Raw genomic sequence first — 13636 nt, 5'->3', positions numbered from 1 at the left:
CGTGCGACGCGAATCGCGCGCCAGGGGATTGCCGGCCCGGTCCGGTGGGCAGAGAGTGTTCCACTCGCGACAAGGCGACACGGCACGGGGGCGCGTGCCGCACGGCGGACGGGAAGGGCGCGGGATGGGTGCACTGCGCAAGGCGGGGGTCTGGCTCGGTCTGGTCGAAGAGGACGACGAGCGGGCCTACGACGACGGTGGCTACGAGAAGGGTGGCTACCGCGATTCGCGCTACCGGCAGAGCCGGTACTCGGAGGAGTTCGCCGACGACGAGGAGGACGACGCCGAGGAGCCGCCGGCGCCCCGGTCCCGCCTCGGCGACCGCGGCCGGCTCTCCGAGCGGGTCGCCTCCCGGGCGGCCGAGTCCGAGCGGGCCGACGGCGACCGCCCGGAGCGGGCCGAGCGGTCCAGCGTCCGCTCCATCACCCGGTCGACCGCCGGCGAGACCTCCGGGGCGCTGACCTACCACACCCGCGACAACCTGGCCCTGGCGCCGCAGGCGCAGCCGCGGGAGCGGGCGGTCGTCGCCGAGGAGGAGCAGCGCTACCAGATCACCACGCTGCACCCCACCACCTACCGCGAGGCGCGGACCATCGGCGAGCACTTCCGCGACGGCGTCCCGGTGATCATCAACCTCACCGAGATGGACGAGGCGGACGCGCGTCGACTTGTCGACTTCGCCGCCGGGCTCGCGTTCGGCCTGCGCGGTACGATCGAGCGCGTGACCAATCGGGTGTTCCTGCTCTCACCGGCCAACGTCCAGGTCACCGCGGAGGACAAGGCCAAGATCGCCGAGGGCGGCTTCTTCAGCCTGAGCTAGCCCCGCCCGACTCGAGGGACGTCGCCTGTCGTGTTGTCGATCGTGCTGCAAGTGCTGTATCTGGTGCTCTACATCTTCCTCATCACCCTGCTCGCCCGGTTCGTCCTGAGCGCCGTCCTGCAGTACGGTCGGCGCTGGCAGCCGGGCCGCGGGGCATCGGTGGGTCTGGAAATCGTGTGGAGCGTCACTGATCCCCCCCTCAACGCGTTGAGGCGTGTGATCCCTCCGTTGCGAATTGGTACCGTGAGCATCGACCTGGCCTCACTTGTGCTCCTGGTTATCCTGTTCGTGCTGATGGAGTTCGTGTTAGGGCCGTCGATTGACAGGATCACATGACGATCGACGCGCTTTCGCGGCCGCAACTGACCCGAGGAGTTTCGATGCCGCTGACCCCGGCCGACGTCCACAACGTCGCCTTCAAAAAGCCGCCGATCGGCAAGCGGGGGTATGACGAGGAGGAGGTCGACGCCTTCCTGGACGAGGTCGAGCGCGAGCTTGCCCGTCTCATCGAGGAGAACAACGAGCTGCGTGCCCAGGTGGAGCGCGGTGGCCGTGGCGGCGCCCCCGTCGGCCCCGGCGGCGACGCCCGTCTCGCGGCGGAGCTCAACGACGTCAAGGCCCAGCTCGACCGGGTGCAGCGCGACAAGGCGGCGGCCGAGCAGGCCGCCCGGGCGATGCAGGCGGAGCTGGAGCAGGTCCGTACGGCCGGCGGGCCGGCGGTGACCGGTGACGGCGAGCAGCAGGCGCTGCGGGTGCTGATGATGGCCCAGCGGACGGCCGACGACCACGTCTCGGACGCCCGTCGCGAGGCCGACCAGCTGCTCTCCGAGGCCCGTTCCAAGGCCGAGGAGGTCACCCGCGAGGCCCGTTCCAAGGCCGACGCCCTCGAGCGCGACGCCCGCCAGCGGCACCAGGAGGCCATGGGCGGCCTGGACGCCAAGCGCACCGCGCTGCAGAAGCACATCGAGGAGCTCAAGCAGTTCGAGCGCGAGTACCGCACCCGCCTGAAGGCCTACCTGGAGAGCCAGCTGCGTGACCTCGACGGCCGTGGCCAGGGCCTGGAGGCCGAGATGACCCGTGGCGAGGGCGCCCGGGCCGTCGGCGGCAACGGGCTCGCCGCAGCCGGTCTCGCCGGCTCCTACGGCGGCGGTCGTTCCGGCGCCCTCGAATCTGGTCGCTGACCACCGGTCGGCGGCCGTCGTCACCGCGACGGTCGCCGACCTCGCCTCATCGGCACGACGGCGGGGGTGAGCCGTGATTGTCGCGAGTCTCCTGCTCATCCTCGTCGCGGTGGTGCTGCTGGTGGCCGGCCTCGCCGGTGGCTCCAGCGTCCTTCTCGTCGTCTCCATCGCGGCCAGCCTGCTGGCCGCCGTCGCGCTGGTCGCGGGCGCCCGCCAGGCGGCCGGCGACCGGCTGGCGGCGGAGCGGCCGGAGCGGCCGTCGCGCACGGCGGCCCGGCCGGCCGGGCCGGCCTTCGCGTACGGGCCGCCCGTGGAGCCGGAGATCCCCGTCCAGCACGTCCCTCCGACGGTCGACGCCGGCGGCACCGGGTGGCGGCAACCGCCCGAGCCACCGGTGGCCGACGCCGGCTCCCGGGGCGCCGCGCCCGGCGCGGTCGGGGCGTACGACGACGAGCCGGCGGCGCAGGACGTTTCGCCGGCCGACGCCGCCCGGGTGGCCCGCCTCGACGCCGAGGTGCGGGTGATCGACGGGCGTCCGCGCTACCACCTCGCCGGGTGTGCCCACCTCGTGGGCCGCGAGCACGAGTCGCTGCCGGTCGGCGAGGCCGTCGAGCTCGGCTTCACCCCGTGCGCCCACTGCGCGCCGGACACCGTCCTGCTCGCCGACGCCGGCCGGCTCTGAGCGGCCCGGCTCCGGTGGACGACACGCTGACCGTGGCGGTCCGGGTGAAGCCCGGCTCCGCCCGCGCCCGCGTCGGCGGCCGCTTCGACGGCCCGCACGGGCCCGCGCTGGTGGTCGCCGTCAACGCGCCGGCCGTGGACGGCCGGGCCACCGAGGCGGCCCGGCGGGCGCTGGCCGGGGCGCTGGGCGTCCGACCGGCTGCGGTGTCCCTGCGGGCGGGCGCGGCCAGCCGCGACAAGCTCTTCCTGGTCGAGGGTTCCGCACCGGAGCTGGCCGAGGCGCTGCGCCGGCTGCGCGACGGGGCCGCCGGGTGACGTACGCCCGGGTCGGGCACCCGTGACGCCGGGGCTGGATCTCGCGCTGCTGCTCGGCGCGGCGGTGCTGCTGGTGGCGGTCGGGGCGGTGCGGCTGTCCACCCGGCTCGGGGTGCCGAGCCTCCTGGTCTACCTGGCCCTCGGCGTCGCCATCGGCGAGGCCGGGCTGGGCATCCGCTTCGACGACGCCGAGCTGACCCGGACCCTCGGCTTCTGCGCGCTCATCGTGATCATCGCCGAGGGCGGGCTGACCGCGCGGTGGAGCACGCTGCGCCCGGTGCTCGGGCTCGCCGCCCTGCTCTCCACCGTCGGCGTGCTGGTCAGCATCCTGGTCGTCGGCCTCGCCGTGCACCTGCTGCTCGGGCTGGACTGGCGGTTGGCGCTGCTCTACGGGGCGGTGCTCTCCTCCACCGACGCGGCGGCGGTCTTCGCCACGCTGCGGCGGCTGCGCCTGCCGCCGCGCCTGGTGGCGACCCTCGAGGCCGAGTCGGGGATGAACGACGCCCCGGTCGTGCTGCTGGTGGTGCTGCTGTCCCGGGAGGGGATCACCCATCCGTGGTGGTACGAGACCGCCCTGGTGAGCTACGAGCTGGGCGTCGGCGCGGCCGTCGGTTTCGCGGCCGGCGTCGGCGGGCGGTGGGCGCTGCGGCACGCCGCCCTGCCGTCGGCGGGGCTCTACCCGATCGCGGCGGTCGGGCTGACCGTGCTCGCCTACGCCGCCGGCGCGGTGCTGCACGCCTCGGGCTTTCTCGCCGTCTACGTGGCGGGGGTGATCCTCGGCAACGCCCGGCTGCCGCACCGGCAGGCCATCCTCGGTTTCGCCGACGGGCTGGCCTGGCTGGCGCAGATCGGGCTGTTCGTGCTGCTCGGGTTGCTCGTCACGCCGAGCCGGCTGGGCTCGGCGGTGCTGCCGGCGGTGGTCGCCGGGCTGGCGCTGGTGCTGCTCGCCCGGCCGCTGTCGGTGGCGGCGTCCGCGCTGCCGTTCCGGTTCGGCCTGCGCGAGCAGGCGTTCCTGTCCTGGGCGGGGCTGCGCGGCGCGGTGCCGATCGTGCTCGCCACCATCCCGCTGTCGGAGCGGGTGCCCGGCGCCGACCGGCTCTTCGACTCGGTCTTCGTACTGGTGGTGATCTTCACGCTGCTGCAGACCGGAACGCTCGCCCCGGTGGCCCGCCGGCTGCGGGTGACCGCCCCGGCCGAGGCGGCGGAGATCCGGGTGGAGACCGCCCCGCTGGAACGGATGCGCGCCGACCTGCTCCAAGTGGAGGTGCCGCCCGGTTCCCGGCTGGCCGGGGTGCACGTCGACGAGCTGCGGCTGCCGCTGGGCGCCTCGGTGACGCTGGTGCTGCGGGACGGGGCGGGCGTCGTACCCGGCCCGGACTTCCGGCTGAAGACCGGCGACAGCCTGCTGATCGTGGCGACCGCCGGGGTGCGCGACGAGGCGGAGCGCCGGCTGCGGGCGGTCAGCCGGCGGGGCCGGCTGGCCCGCTGGTTTGGCGAGTACGGCGAGGATCGCGACGGTTGATCTGCTAGCGTTCCTTTTGCCCCGATAAGGTGCGACTCGGGGTCGAGCGGCGGTGCGTCGGAGCGGCACGTTGTCGGACGCCTGTACGTTCCGTATTCTTGCGAATCTCCGGAGTGCGCGGCCACGTCGCCGCGCGCCCCTTTTGTACTGGGGGCGCCGATGTCGGCGGCCCCTGTCCAGGCGCCGCGGTCCGCCGCGGTTCCGCGGCCGAGGGAGCGACGATGGCGAAGCCAGCCGAGACCAGGACCGCCGGCCGCAAGCCGGTGGCGAAGGCCACCCGCAGCGCGGCGGAGACCGAGAAGATCCGGGCGGCCCTGGCGGCGCGGCGTGACGAGTTGCGCGCCGAGTACGATCAGACGCTGAGCGAGATCACCGAGCTGCAGCGCGACCGGCTGACCGACTCGGCCGGGGACGACCAGGCCGACACCGGGACGAAGACGTTCGAACGCGAGCAGGAGATCTCACTCGCCAACAGCATCCTGGAACGGATCACGCAGGTCGAGCGGGCGTTGGAGCGGCTCGACGAGGGTGGCTACGGCTGGTGCGAGCGGTGCGGCAACCCGATCCCGGTGGAGCGGCTCGCCGCGTTCCCGTCGGCCACCCTCTGCGTGACGTGCAAGCAGCTGGAGGAGCGGCGCTGAGGCCCGCTCCCCGGCGGCCATGGGAGGCGGCGCGCGAGCGCCGCCGCGAGCGTCGATGGGGAGCAGATGTCCGAAGCACCGCCCGCCGGGTCCGGCAGCGCTGAGCCGGGAGGCGGCACGCCCCGCCGCCGGGCCGTCACCATCCTGCTCGGCGTCGCGCTGACCGCCCTCGTGGCCGACCTGGTCACCAAGCACCTCGCCCTGCTCACCCTGTCCGACCGCGAGCCGGTCAAGCTGCTCGGCGGCGCGGTCTACCTCACCCTGACCCGTAACAGCGGCGCGGCCTGGAGCATCGGCGCGGACCACACGTGGGTCTTCCCGCTGATCACCCTCGGCGTGGTCGGCTGGATCCTCTGGATGGCCCTGCGGCTGCGTTCGCTGCCCTGGGCGATCTCGCTCGGCCTGGTGCTCGGCGGGGCGCTGGGCAACCTCACCGACCGGATCTTCCGCGCCCCGGGCTGGTTCGTCGGGCACGTGGTGGACATGGTCAGCCTCTTCGACCCGTACGGCCGGGTCTGGCCGGTGTTCAACCTGGCCGACAGCGCCCTGGTCTGCGGCGTGGTGCTCGCCGTCGCACTGGAGCTGACCGGCCGCCAGCGCGACGGCAGCCGGGTCGGCAAGGACGGGGCCACCGAGGCGCCGGCGCCGGCCGACGCGGGGCAGCGGGAGCGGGCATGACCTCCGCCTTCGCCGCCGGCGGCGACCACCGCTCCCTGCCCCTGCCCGACGGTCTCGACGGCACCCGGCTCGACCAGGCGGTGTCGCGGCTCTTCGGGCTCTCCCGCACCGCCGCCGCGGCCCTGGTCGACGCCGGCGACGCGCTGGTCGACGGGGTGGTCCGGGCCAACTCGTACAAGGTGAGGGCCGGCTCCTGGCTGGAGGTGACCCTGCCCGCCCCGGCCGCCCCGCCCACCGTGGTGCCGCAGGCGGTCCCCGGGCTGCGGGTCGTGCACGCCGACGACGACATCGTGGTGGTGGACAAGCCGGTCGGCGTCGCCGCGCACCCGAGCCCCGGCTGGACCGGCCCCACGGTGATCGGCGCGCTGGCCGCGATCGGGCACCGCATCTCCACCAGCGGCGCCGCCGAGCGGCAGGGCGTGGTGCACCGGCTCGACGTGGGCACCACCGGGATCATGGTGGTGGCCAAGAGCGAGCAGGCGTACACCGCGCTGAAGCGGGCGTTCAAGTACCGCGAGGTCGAGAAGCGCTACCACGCCGTGGTGCAGGGGCACCTCGACCCGCTGCGGGGCACCGTCGACGCCCCGATCGACCGGCATCCCACCCACGACTACCGCTGGGCGGTGGTCTCCGGCGGCAAGCCGAGCATCACCCACTACGACACGGTCGAGGCGTTCCCGGCGGCGAGCCTGGTCGACGTCCGGCTGGAGACCGGCCGCACCCACCAGATCCGCGTGCACTTCTCCACCCTGCGGCACCCGTGCGTGGGCGACCTCACGTACGGGGCGGACCCGACCCTCTCCGCCCGGTTGGGCCTGACCCGACAGTGGCTGCACGCCCGCTCGTTGAGCTTCCTGCACCCCCGCACGGGGGACGAGGTGCGCTTCGTCAGCGACTACCCTGACGACCTGGGCCGGGCGCTCGAGATCCTCCGCGACTGAGCGTCGCCCCACCGCCAGACGATCCGACGAGGGGGACCGCACCCGTGCGCGCCGGCGATCCGCTGCGGCGATGGGACCAGCCACCGCTGTCCCGGCTGGCCGGCGCCGTGACCCGGCCCGGCGACGGTCCGGCCCGGCCGCGGGTGCTCACCACGGTCGCGCTGCTCTGCTGCGCCGCCGTGCTGCTCACCGCCGTGTGGTCCGGCGACGACCGCCCGGCCGGTGACCGCACCGTCGGCGAGGTGACCCGGGTCGGGGTGGCCCACGGCGACTCGATCCCCGGCTACGTCCGCGCCGCCGCCGCCGACCTGGCCGCGCTGCCGCCCGCCGCCCCGGCGGCCGGCGACGGGACGTACGCGCTGGTGTCCCTCTCGTCCTACCTGACCCCGCAGGGGGCGGCGGCGATCCTCGGCGACGTGCCGGTCGCCGCCGTCCTCGGGCGGGTGCCGCTCGCCGACCGGCAGACCGAGATCGTCCGCATCCCCGCGCAGCGGGTGCCCGACGACGTGGTCGCCGGGATGGCCGAGGTCGCCGCCCGCAAGGAGCGGGAGGCCGCCGACTACCGCGCCCGGTCCGCCGCGCTGACCGGCGGGCAGGCCGAGCACGAGCTGCGGCAGGTGTACGACAGCGGCGCCGAGGTGTCGGCGGCGGAGGCGGCCGCGTACCGCTCCGGCTGCGCCTGCCTCTACGCCGCGGTGGTCCGCGCCGAGCCGGTGGCCCTGCGCCGCCTGGCCGCCCGGCCCGGGGTGCGGGCGGTCGACCCGGCACCCGAGGTCACCCGGCTCGACCGGACCGTCTTCACGCCGCCGCTGCCCGAGCAGCGGGAGGTCGCGCACCCGCCGGCCGACGCCGGCCTCGCCGCGGGAGCGGCCACGGGGGAACGCGACCGGGGCACGCCCCCGACCCCGCCGGTGGGCGAAACGTCGGAACCCGCACCCGAGGTGACGGATTCGTCACCGGTCCGGACCGGCCCGGCGTCCGGCGGAATCCCGCCACCGACCCCGCCCACCTCGGCAGACGCCGCCGCCGGCGGCACCGGGGCGCCGGCCGGGTGACGGTGGGCAGGACCGAAGGTGCGCGGACGGGTGTGGTCCGAATAGGGTTTCGTTCGTAGCCTGTCAGGCGGACGTCGATGGTGCTGGGAGGGCGAGCCGTGGAGGGCAGCGAGACCGGCTGGGCACGGCCGGCCGAACCAGCACCGCGGTGGCGGGCGCTGCTCGACCGGGCCCGGCACGGCGGTCGACCGGCCGAGCAGGCCGAGACCGACCGGCGCGAGGTGCCGCCGGCCCCGCCCGAGCCGCTGCCGCGCCGGTCGTCGGGGAACGGCTACGCCGCACGGGTGCCAGCCATCGGGCGGGCCCCCGAGCCGCCGCACGGCGCGGAGCCCGGCCCGCCGGGGTACGGCACGGAGTACGGCCGCCCCGCCGACGCGGGGTACGGCCACCCGGCCGACGCCGGATACGGCACGGAGTACGGCCACCCCGCCGACGCGGGGTACGGCCGCCCGGCCGACGCCGGGTACGGCCGCCCGGTCGACGCGGGGTACCGGGCCGAGGCCACCTACCGGGTCGAGCCGGCCTACCGGGTGGACCCGGCCGAGCCGGCCTACCGGGTGGACCCGGGCCACCCGGCCGAGCCGGACCACCGCGAGCCGCCGGCCCACCGGCCCGACCCCTCCCACGTCGTGCCGACGCAGCGGCGCGGGCACGAGCCGGTCGAGTCGCGCTACGCGCTGCTGGACAACGGCTACCGGCACGAACCGCCCCCGGTCGAGTCCCGGTACGCCCCCCTGCTCGACGGCGGCTACCGCCCCGAGCCCGCCTACCAGCAGCCGCCCCCGGCGGCGCCGCCCGCCCCGCCCCCGGTCGCCGAGCGGGGCTACCCGGCCCGCGTCGAGTGGCGCCCGCGCGGGGCGGAGAGCGAGCTGGAGCGCGCCGCCGGGGTGCTCCGCCGCGACCTGGGCACCCCGCGGGTGCTCGCGTTCGCCAACCCCAAGGGCGGCGTGCACAAGACGACCGCCACCGTGCTGGCCGCGGCGACCGTCGGCAGCGTGCGCGGGCGGGGCGTGCTGGCCTGGGACGACAACGAGCTGCGCGGCACCCTCGGGCTGCGCGCCGGCAGCGCCCGGCACGCCCGCACCATCCGGCACCTGGTCGGCGACCTCGCGCACATCGAGATCAAGGAGGGCGCGGAGCTGCTGGAGCACCTCGACGACTACCTGCGGCACGCCTCCGACGGCTCGTACGACGTGCTGGCCGGCGAGGAGAGCCCCCGGTTCGCCCAGCGGCTCGACCAGTTCACCGTCCGGCGGGTGCTGGAGCTGCTGCGGCGCACCCACGACGTGATCTGCGTGGACACCGGCAACAACGTGGAGAGCGCCAACTGGCGTACCGTCATGCAGGCGGCCGACCAGCTCGTGGTGACCACGGTGCCGCGCGAGGACGCCGCGTTCAGCGCCGACTGGATGCTGGACCTGCTGCACGAGGTGGGCATGGGCGAGCTGGCCGACAACGCGGTCACCCTGATCTCCTGCCCCACGCCGGGCCGCTCCCCGTTGCAGGACGACCTGGAACGCCACTTCGCCACCCGCACCCGCGCCGTCGCCGTCGTGCCGTACGACCCGGCGCTGGAGACCGGTTCCTCGATCGAGTACCAGCAGCTCCAGCAGGAGACCCGGCAGGCGTGGCTGAAGGCCGCCGCGGTGATGCTGGAGCCGTTCGCCCGGTGAGCGGGTCTGCCGCCACCGGCCACCCGCGCCGCGGCCCGGCCTGAGAGGATCACGGGGTGAGCGCGGACACCCCCGAACCCGACCGGCCCGGCCGCCGACCCGACGAGCCGGGCGCCCCGGCACCGGCCGCCCCGGCCGAGGATGCCCCCGCCGGCCCGTACGCCGCCCGGGAGGTCGACCAGCAGGTCGCGCGGGAGGCCGGCCCGTACGCTGCGATGCCAGCCGGCGCCGCGAGCCCGTACGGCGGCCCCGGCGCGTTCCCCTACGGCGACCCGGGCGCCGCCTACGGAGTCGGCCAACCGGTCCCGCCGGCCGAGCCCGAGCTGCCGCGTCGCCGGGCGGTGCGGCTCGCGGCGGGCGCGGGGCTCGCGCTGACCGTCCTGGGGGTGCCGCTCGGGCTGCTCTGGGCCGCGCTCGCCCCCGACACCCCGGTGCTCAAGGTCCCCGACGGCGCGATCTACGCCGAGCCGCAGCCGGAGCAGCCGGTCGCCGCCGACGGCTGGTTCAGCCTGCTCGGGCTGGGCTTCGGGGTGCTCGCCGCGCTCGCGCTGTGGTTCGTGCTGCGCCGTGTGCGGGGGCCCGTCGGCCTGCTCACCACCGTGCTCGGCGCGTTCGGCGCGGCGCTGGTCGCCTGGCAGGTGGGCCGGCGGATCGGGCTGGCCGGCTACCAGCGGCTGATGGAGACCGCCCCGGACGGCCGGGCCTTCAGCAAGCCGGCGGACCTGCGGGCCGGCGGGATCGACCTGATCTTCGGCGTGCTGCCGGTGCCGCACGGCAACCTGCTGCTGCCCGCCTTCGGCGCGGCCGTGACGTACACCCTGCTGGCGGGCTGGTCCCGCTGGCCGTCGCTGCGCCCGGAGCCCGAGCCCGGCGCGCCCGGCGTCAGTTGGGAGTCGGCGGGGAGGCCAGCTCCGCCAGCGGCACCGGAACCGCCCGCACCTGGCGCAGCAGCGCCGCCTCACGGTTGAGCAGCCGCAGCTCGGCGCGGAGCCGGGCGGCGGTGTCGTCGATGGCGAGCAGCCGCTGGCGGTCGGCCACCGTCAGCGCCGCCGTCGCGGCGACCAGGTGGGAGAGCACCGTGGGGTCCTCCGGCAACTGCTCGGACAGCTCCTCCGGGTCGGCCCGGATCAGCCCCAGGTACTGCCGGAAGACCGAGATCACCCGGGCGGCGAGCAGGTCGGCGACCTCGTCCGGCCCGTCCGGCTCGGGTAGCCACTCCACCTCGGCGGTGAGGTAGGGCGCGGCCTCGCGGTCGACGTCGGTGACGCGGAACCTGCGCCGGCCCACCGTGACGATGTCGAAGCCCCCGTCGGGGCGCTCGGTGACCTGTCGCAGCTCGGCCGTGCAGCCCACTTCGTGCAGGGTGACGTCGCCGCCGCCGGGCACCGGCCGGCCGTCCGGGGCGGTGGGGGCGACCTCCCAGCCGGCCTGGATGGCCACCACGCCGAACTCGCGTGGGGCGCCCTCGGGAAGCCCGACCAGGTGCCGGACCAGGGCGCGGTAGCGCTCCTCGAATATGTGCAGTGGCAGCACCAGACCGGGGAAGAGGACCGTCCCGAGCGGAAACACCGGCAGCCGCGCAGTCACGCGTCGAGGGTAGCCCGATCCCGGCGCGGTGGCGTGTCCCGGCTCACCGTCCCGCCGTACGGGCGGCAGCGGTCGGCGTCCGGGCCGGCCGCCTAGACTCGCAAGGGTGTTGAACCGGATCGACCTGCGCGGCGGCGTCCGCGACCCGCGCCGCCTGCTGCCCCGTGCCCAGCTCGACGTCTCCGTGGCCGTCGAGAGGATCCGCCCGCTCGTGGAGGCGGTCCGGGAGCATGGTTACCCGGCGATCCGGGAGGCCAGCGAGCGGTTCGACGGGGTCTCGCCCGAGGTGCTGCGGGTGCCCGGCGAGGCGATCGCCGAGGCGGAGGGGACCCTCGACCCCGGGGTGCGCGCCGCGCTCCTGGAGTCGATCACGCGGGCCCGCAAGGTGCACGCCGACCAGCGGCGCACCGACCACACCACCCAGGTGGTGCCGGGCGGCACGGTGACCGAGCGCTGGGTGCCGGTCGACCGGGTCGGCCTCTACGTCCCCGGCGGCCTGGCGATGTACCCGTCGACCGTGGTGATGAACGTGGTGCCGGCCCAGGCGGCCGGGGTCCGCTCCCTGGTCGTGGTCAGCCCGCCGCAGAAGGACAACGGCGGCCTGCCCGATCCCCGGGTGCTCGCCGCGTGCGCCCTGCTCGGCGTCGACGAGGTCTACGCCGTCGGCGGCGCCCAGGCCGTCGCGATGCTCGCGTACGGGGCGGCCGTCGACGCCGGGGGCAACGCGCACTGTGACCCCGTCGACATGATCACCGGCCCGGGCAACATCTGGGTGACCGCCGCCAAGCGGCTGCTGCGCGGCGTCGTCGGCATCGACGCCGAGGCCGGCCCGACCGAGATCGCCATCCTGGCCGACGACACCGCCGACCCGGCGCACGTCGCGGCCGACCTGATCAGCCAGGCCGAGCACGACCCCCTCGCCGCCAGCGTGCTGGTCACCCCGTCGGTCGCGCTGGTCGACGCGGTCGAGCGGGAGCTGGCCCGGCAGGTGCCGGCCACCAAGCACGCCGAGCGGGTCACCACCGCGCTGACCGGCGAGCAGAGCGGCGTCGTCCTGGTCGACGACCTCGACGCCGGGCTGCGGGTGGTCGACGCCTACGCGGCCGAGCACCTGGAGATCCAGACCCGGGACGCCCGCGAGTGGGCGCTGCGCGTGCGCAACGCCGGTGCGATCTTCGTCGGCGCCTGGTCGCCGGTGTCGCTCGGCGACTACTGCGCCGGCTCCAACCACGTGCTGCCCACCGGCGGCTGCGCCCGGCACTCCTCCGGGCTCTCCGTGCAGTCCTTCCTGCGCGGCATCCACCTGGTGGAGTATTCGCAGGAGGCGCTGCGCGAGGTGGCCCCGCACGTGGTCACCCTCGCAGGAGTGGAGGACCTGCCCGCGCACGGGCAGGCGGTCAGCGTGCGCTTCCCGGGGACGGCGTCGTGAGCGGGCTCGACGACCTGCCGATCCGGGACGACCTGCGCGGGCTCACGCCGTACGGGGCGCCGCAGCTCGACGTCGCGGTGCGGCTGAACACCAACGAGAACTCCTACCCGGTGCCCGAGGCGGTGGTGGACGCCATCGGCAAGGCCCTCGCGGCGGAGCTGCGCGACCTCAACCGCTACCCGGACCGCGACGCCGTGGCGCTGCGCGCCGACCTCGCCGGCTACCTGGGTCACGGGCTCACCGTCGACCAGGTGTGGGCGGCCAACGGCTCCAACGAGATCCAGCAGCAGCTGCTCCAGGCGTTCGGCGGGCCGGGGCGCACCGCGCTCGGTTTCACCCCGGCGTACTCGATGCATCCGCTGCTGGCGCTCGGCACCGGCACGCGGTGGGCGCCGGCCCGGCGCGGCGTCGACTTCGGGCTGACCGCCGACGAGGCGGTCGCCCAGGTCCGCGCGCACGCCCCGGACGTGGTCTTCCTCTGCTCGCCGAACAACCCGACCGGCACGGCGCTCGACCCGGCCGTGGTCGCCGCCGTGCTGGACGTCGCGCCCGGCATGGTCGTCGTCGACGAGGCGTACGCCGAGTTCGCCCGCCCCGGCACGGTCAGCGCGCTGGCGGTGCTGCCCGGGCACCCTCGGCTGGTGGTGACCCGGACGATGAGCAAGGCGTTCGGGTTCGCCGGCGGCCGGCTGGGCTACCTGGCCGCGGACCCGGCGGTGGTGGCGGCGGTGCAGCTGGTCCGGCTGCCGTACCACCTCTCGGCGCTGACCCAGGCCGCGGCCCGGGCGGCGCTGGCGCACCGCGACGCCCTGCTCGGCACGGTGGCCGCGATCATGCAGCAGCGCGACCGGATCGTGGCGGAGCTGCGTGGCCGGGGGCTGCGGGTCGCGGACAGCGACGCCAACTTCGTGCTGTTCGAGGTCGGGGGCGACCAGGCCGCCGCCTGGCGCACCCTGCTCGACGCCGGCGTGCTGGTCCGCGACGTCGGCCTGCCCGGCTGGCTGCGGGTCACCGCCGGCACCCCCGCCGAGACCGACGCCTTCCTCGCCGCCATGGAGAAGATCTGGTGAGAGCGCGAGGAGTGAGCTTGCGAGCCCCGCAGTCGCGAACGAA

15 protein-coding genes are annotated in these 13636 nt (G+C 75.7%); 14 read left to right on the top strand and 1 reads right to left on the bottom strand.

Features of this window, described 5'->3' with window-relative positions; translation table 11 throughout:
• Positions 1-124 precede the first annotated feature (124 nt).
• The 12 genes from ACGF5C_RS14815 to ACGF5C_RS14760 all read left to right on the top strand — a co-directional run bounded on the left by ACGF5C_RS14815 (position 125) and on the right by ACGF5C_RS14760 (position 10475).
• The gene (locus ACGF5C_RS14815; protein WP_393301511.1) at positions 125-820 is read left to right on the top strand and encodes a cell division protein SepF; all 696 of its coding nucleotides are present in this window, start codon (positions 125-127) and stop codon (positions 818-820) included.
• A gap of 30 nt (positions 821-850) precedes the next feature.
• Positions 851-1156 (top strand): YggT family protein, encoded by a 306-nt coding sequence (locus ACGF5C_RS14810; protein ID WP_393301508.1) that lies wholly within the window; start codon positions 851-853, stop codon positions 1154-1156.
• A 44-nt stretch (positions 1157-1200) separates the two neighbouring features.
• Positions 1201-2001, top strand: a complete 801-nt coding sequence (locus ACGF5C_RS14805) for a DivIVA domain-containing protein (RefSeq protein ID WP_393301505.1) — start codon at positions 1201-1203, stop codon at positions 1999-2001.
• Positions 2002-2074: 73 nt separating this feature from the next.
• Complete coding sequence (locus ACGF5C_RS14800; RefSeq protein WP_393301502.1) at positions 2075-2683, top strand: hypothetical protein; 609 nt, start codon at positions 2075-2077, stop codon at positions 2681-2683.
• 14 nt (positions 2684-2697) lie between these two features.
• Complete coding sequence (locus ACGF5C_RS14795) at positions 2698-2997, top strand: DUF167 domain-containing protein (protein ID WP_393301499.1); 300 nt, start codon at positions 2698-2700, stop codon at positions 2995-2997.
• 22 nt (positions 2998-3019) lie between these two features.
• Complete coding sequence (locus ACGF5C_RS14790; protein WP_393301496.1) at positions 3020-4519, top strand: potassium/proton antiporter; 1500 nt, start codon at positions 3020-3022, stop codon at positions 4517-4519.
• A gap of 221 nt (positions 4520-4740) precedes the next feature.
• The gene (locus ACGF5C_RS14785; protein WP_088992775.1) at positions 4741-5160 is read left to right on the top strand and encodes a TraR/DksA C4-type zinc finger protein; all 420 of its coding nucleotides are present in this window, start codon (positions 4741-4743) and stop codon (positions 5158-5160) included.
• 66 nt (positions 5161-5226) lie between these two features.
• A complete protein-coding gene (gene lspA / locus ACGF5C_RS14780; RefSeq protein WP_393301493.1) occupies positions 5227-5838 on the top strand; it encodes a signal peptidase II in 612 nt (203 codons plus the stop codon).
• Positions 5835-6779, top strand: a complete 945-nt coding sequence (locus ACGF5C_RS14775; RefSeq protein ID WP_393301490.1) for an RluA family pseudouridine synthase — start codon at positions 5835-5837, stop codon at positions 6777-6779. Before lspA ends, ACGF5C_RS14775 begins: the two co-directional genes overlap by 4 nt.
• A gap of 44 nt (positions 6780-6823) precedes the next feature.
• Positions 6824-7834 (top strand): hypothetical protein, encoded by a 1011-nt coding sequence (locus tag ACGF5C_RS14770; RefSeq protein WP_393301486.1) that lies wholly within the window; start codon positions 6824-6826, stop codon positions 7832-7834.
• A gap of 77 nt (positions 7835-7911) precedes the next feature.
• Positions 7912-9507, top strand: a complete 1596-nt coding sequence (locus ACGF5C_RS14765; protein WP_393301483.1) for an AAA family ATPase — start codon at positions 7912-7914, stop codon at positions 9505-9507.
• Between the two features lie 56 nt (positions 9508-9563).
• Complete coding sequence (locus ACGF5C_RS14760) at positions 9564-10475, top strand: DUF2567 domain-containing protein (protein WP_393301480.1); 912 nt, start codon at positions 9564-9566, stop codon at positions 10473-10475.
• Here ACGF5C_RS14760 and ACGF5C_RS14755 read toward each other — a convergent pair.
• On the bottom strand, positions 10390-11094 hold the full coding sequence (locus ACGF5C_RS14755; protein ID WP_393301477.1) for an LON peptidase substrate-binding domain-containing protein: 705 nt from the start codon (positions 11092-11094) through the stop codon (positions 10390-10392). The two genes, ACGF5C_RS14760 and ACGF5C_RS14755, sit on opposite strands and share 86 nt — an antisense overlap.
• Positions 11095-11200: 106 nt before the next feature.
• Here ACGF5C_RS14755 and hisD point away from each other — a divergent pair, with 106 nt between their 5' ends.
• Positions 11201-12523 (top strand): histidinol dehydrogenase, encoded by a 1323-nt coding sequence (hisD, locus tag ACGF5C_RS14750; protein WP_393301474.1) that lies wholly within the window; start codon positions 11201-11203, stop codon positions 12521-12523.
• Entirely contained in the window at positions 12520-13593 is a 1074-nt protein-coding gene (locus ACGF5C_RS14745) for a histidinol-phosphate transaminase (protein WP_393301471.1), read from the top strand. The genes hisD and ACGF5C_RS14745 overlap by 4 nt, the downstream gene beginning before the upstream one ends.
• Positions 13594-13636: the final 43 nt, after the last annotated feature.

Source organism: Micromonospora sp. NPDC047620 (assembly GCF_043205005.1).
Taxonomy (GTDB): domain Bacteria; phylum Actinomycetota; class Actinomycetes; order Mycobacteriales; family Micromonosporaceae; genus Micromonospora.
This window is presented reverse-complemented; position numbering and strand designations above follow the sequence as displayed.

Coding starts and splice junctions, on each gene's coding strand:
- ACGF5C_RS14815 (WP_393301511.1), top strand. CDS start 125: ATGGGTGCACTGCGCAAGGCGGGGGTCTGGCTCGGTCTGGTCGAAGAG.
- ACGF5C_RS14805 (WP_393301505.1), top strand. CDS start 1,201: ATGCCGCTGACCCCGGCCGACGTCCACAACGTCGCCTTCAAAAAGCCG.
- ACGF5C_RS14785 (WP_088992775.1), top strand. CDS start 4,741: ATGGCGAAGCCAGCCGAGACCAGGACCGCCGGCCGCAAGCCGGTGGCG.
- lspA (WP_393301493.1), top strand. CDS start 5,227: ATGTCCGAAGCACCGCCCGCCGGGTCCGGCAGCGCTGAGCCGGGAGGC.
- ACGF5C_RS14775 (WP_393301490.1), top strand. CDS start 5,835: ATGACCTCCGCCTTCGCCGCCGGCGGCGACCACCGCTCCCTGCCCCTG.
- ACGF5C_RS14765 (WP_393301483.1), top strand. CDS start 7,912: ATGGTGCTGGGAGGGCGAGCCGTGGAGGGCAGCGAGACCGGCTGGGCA.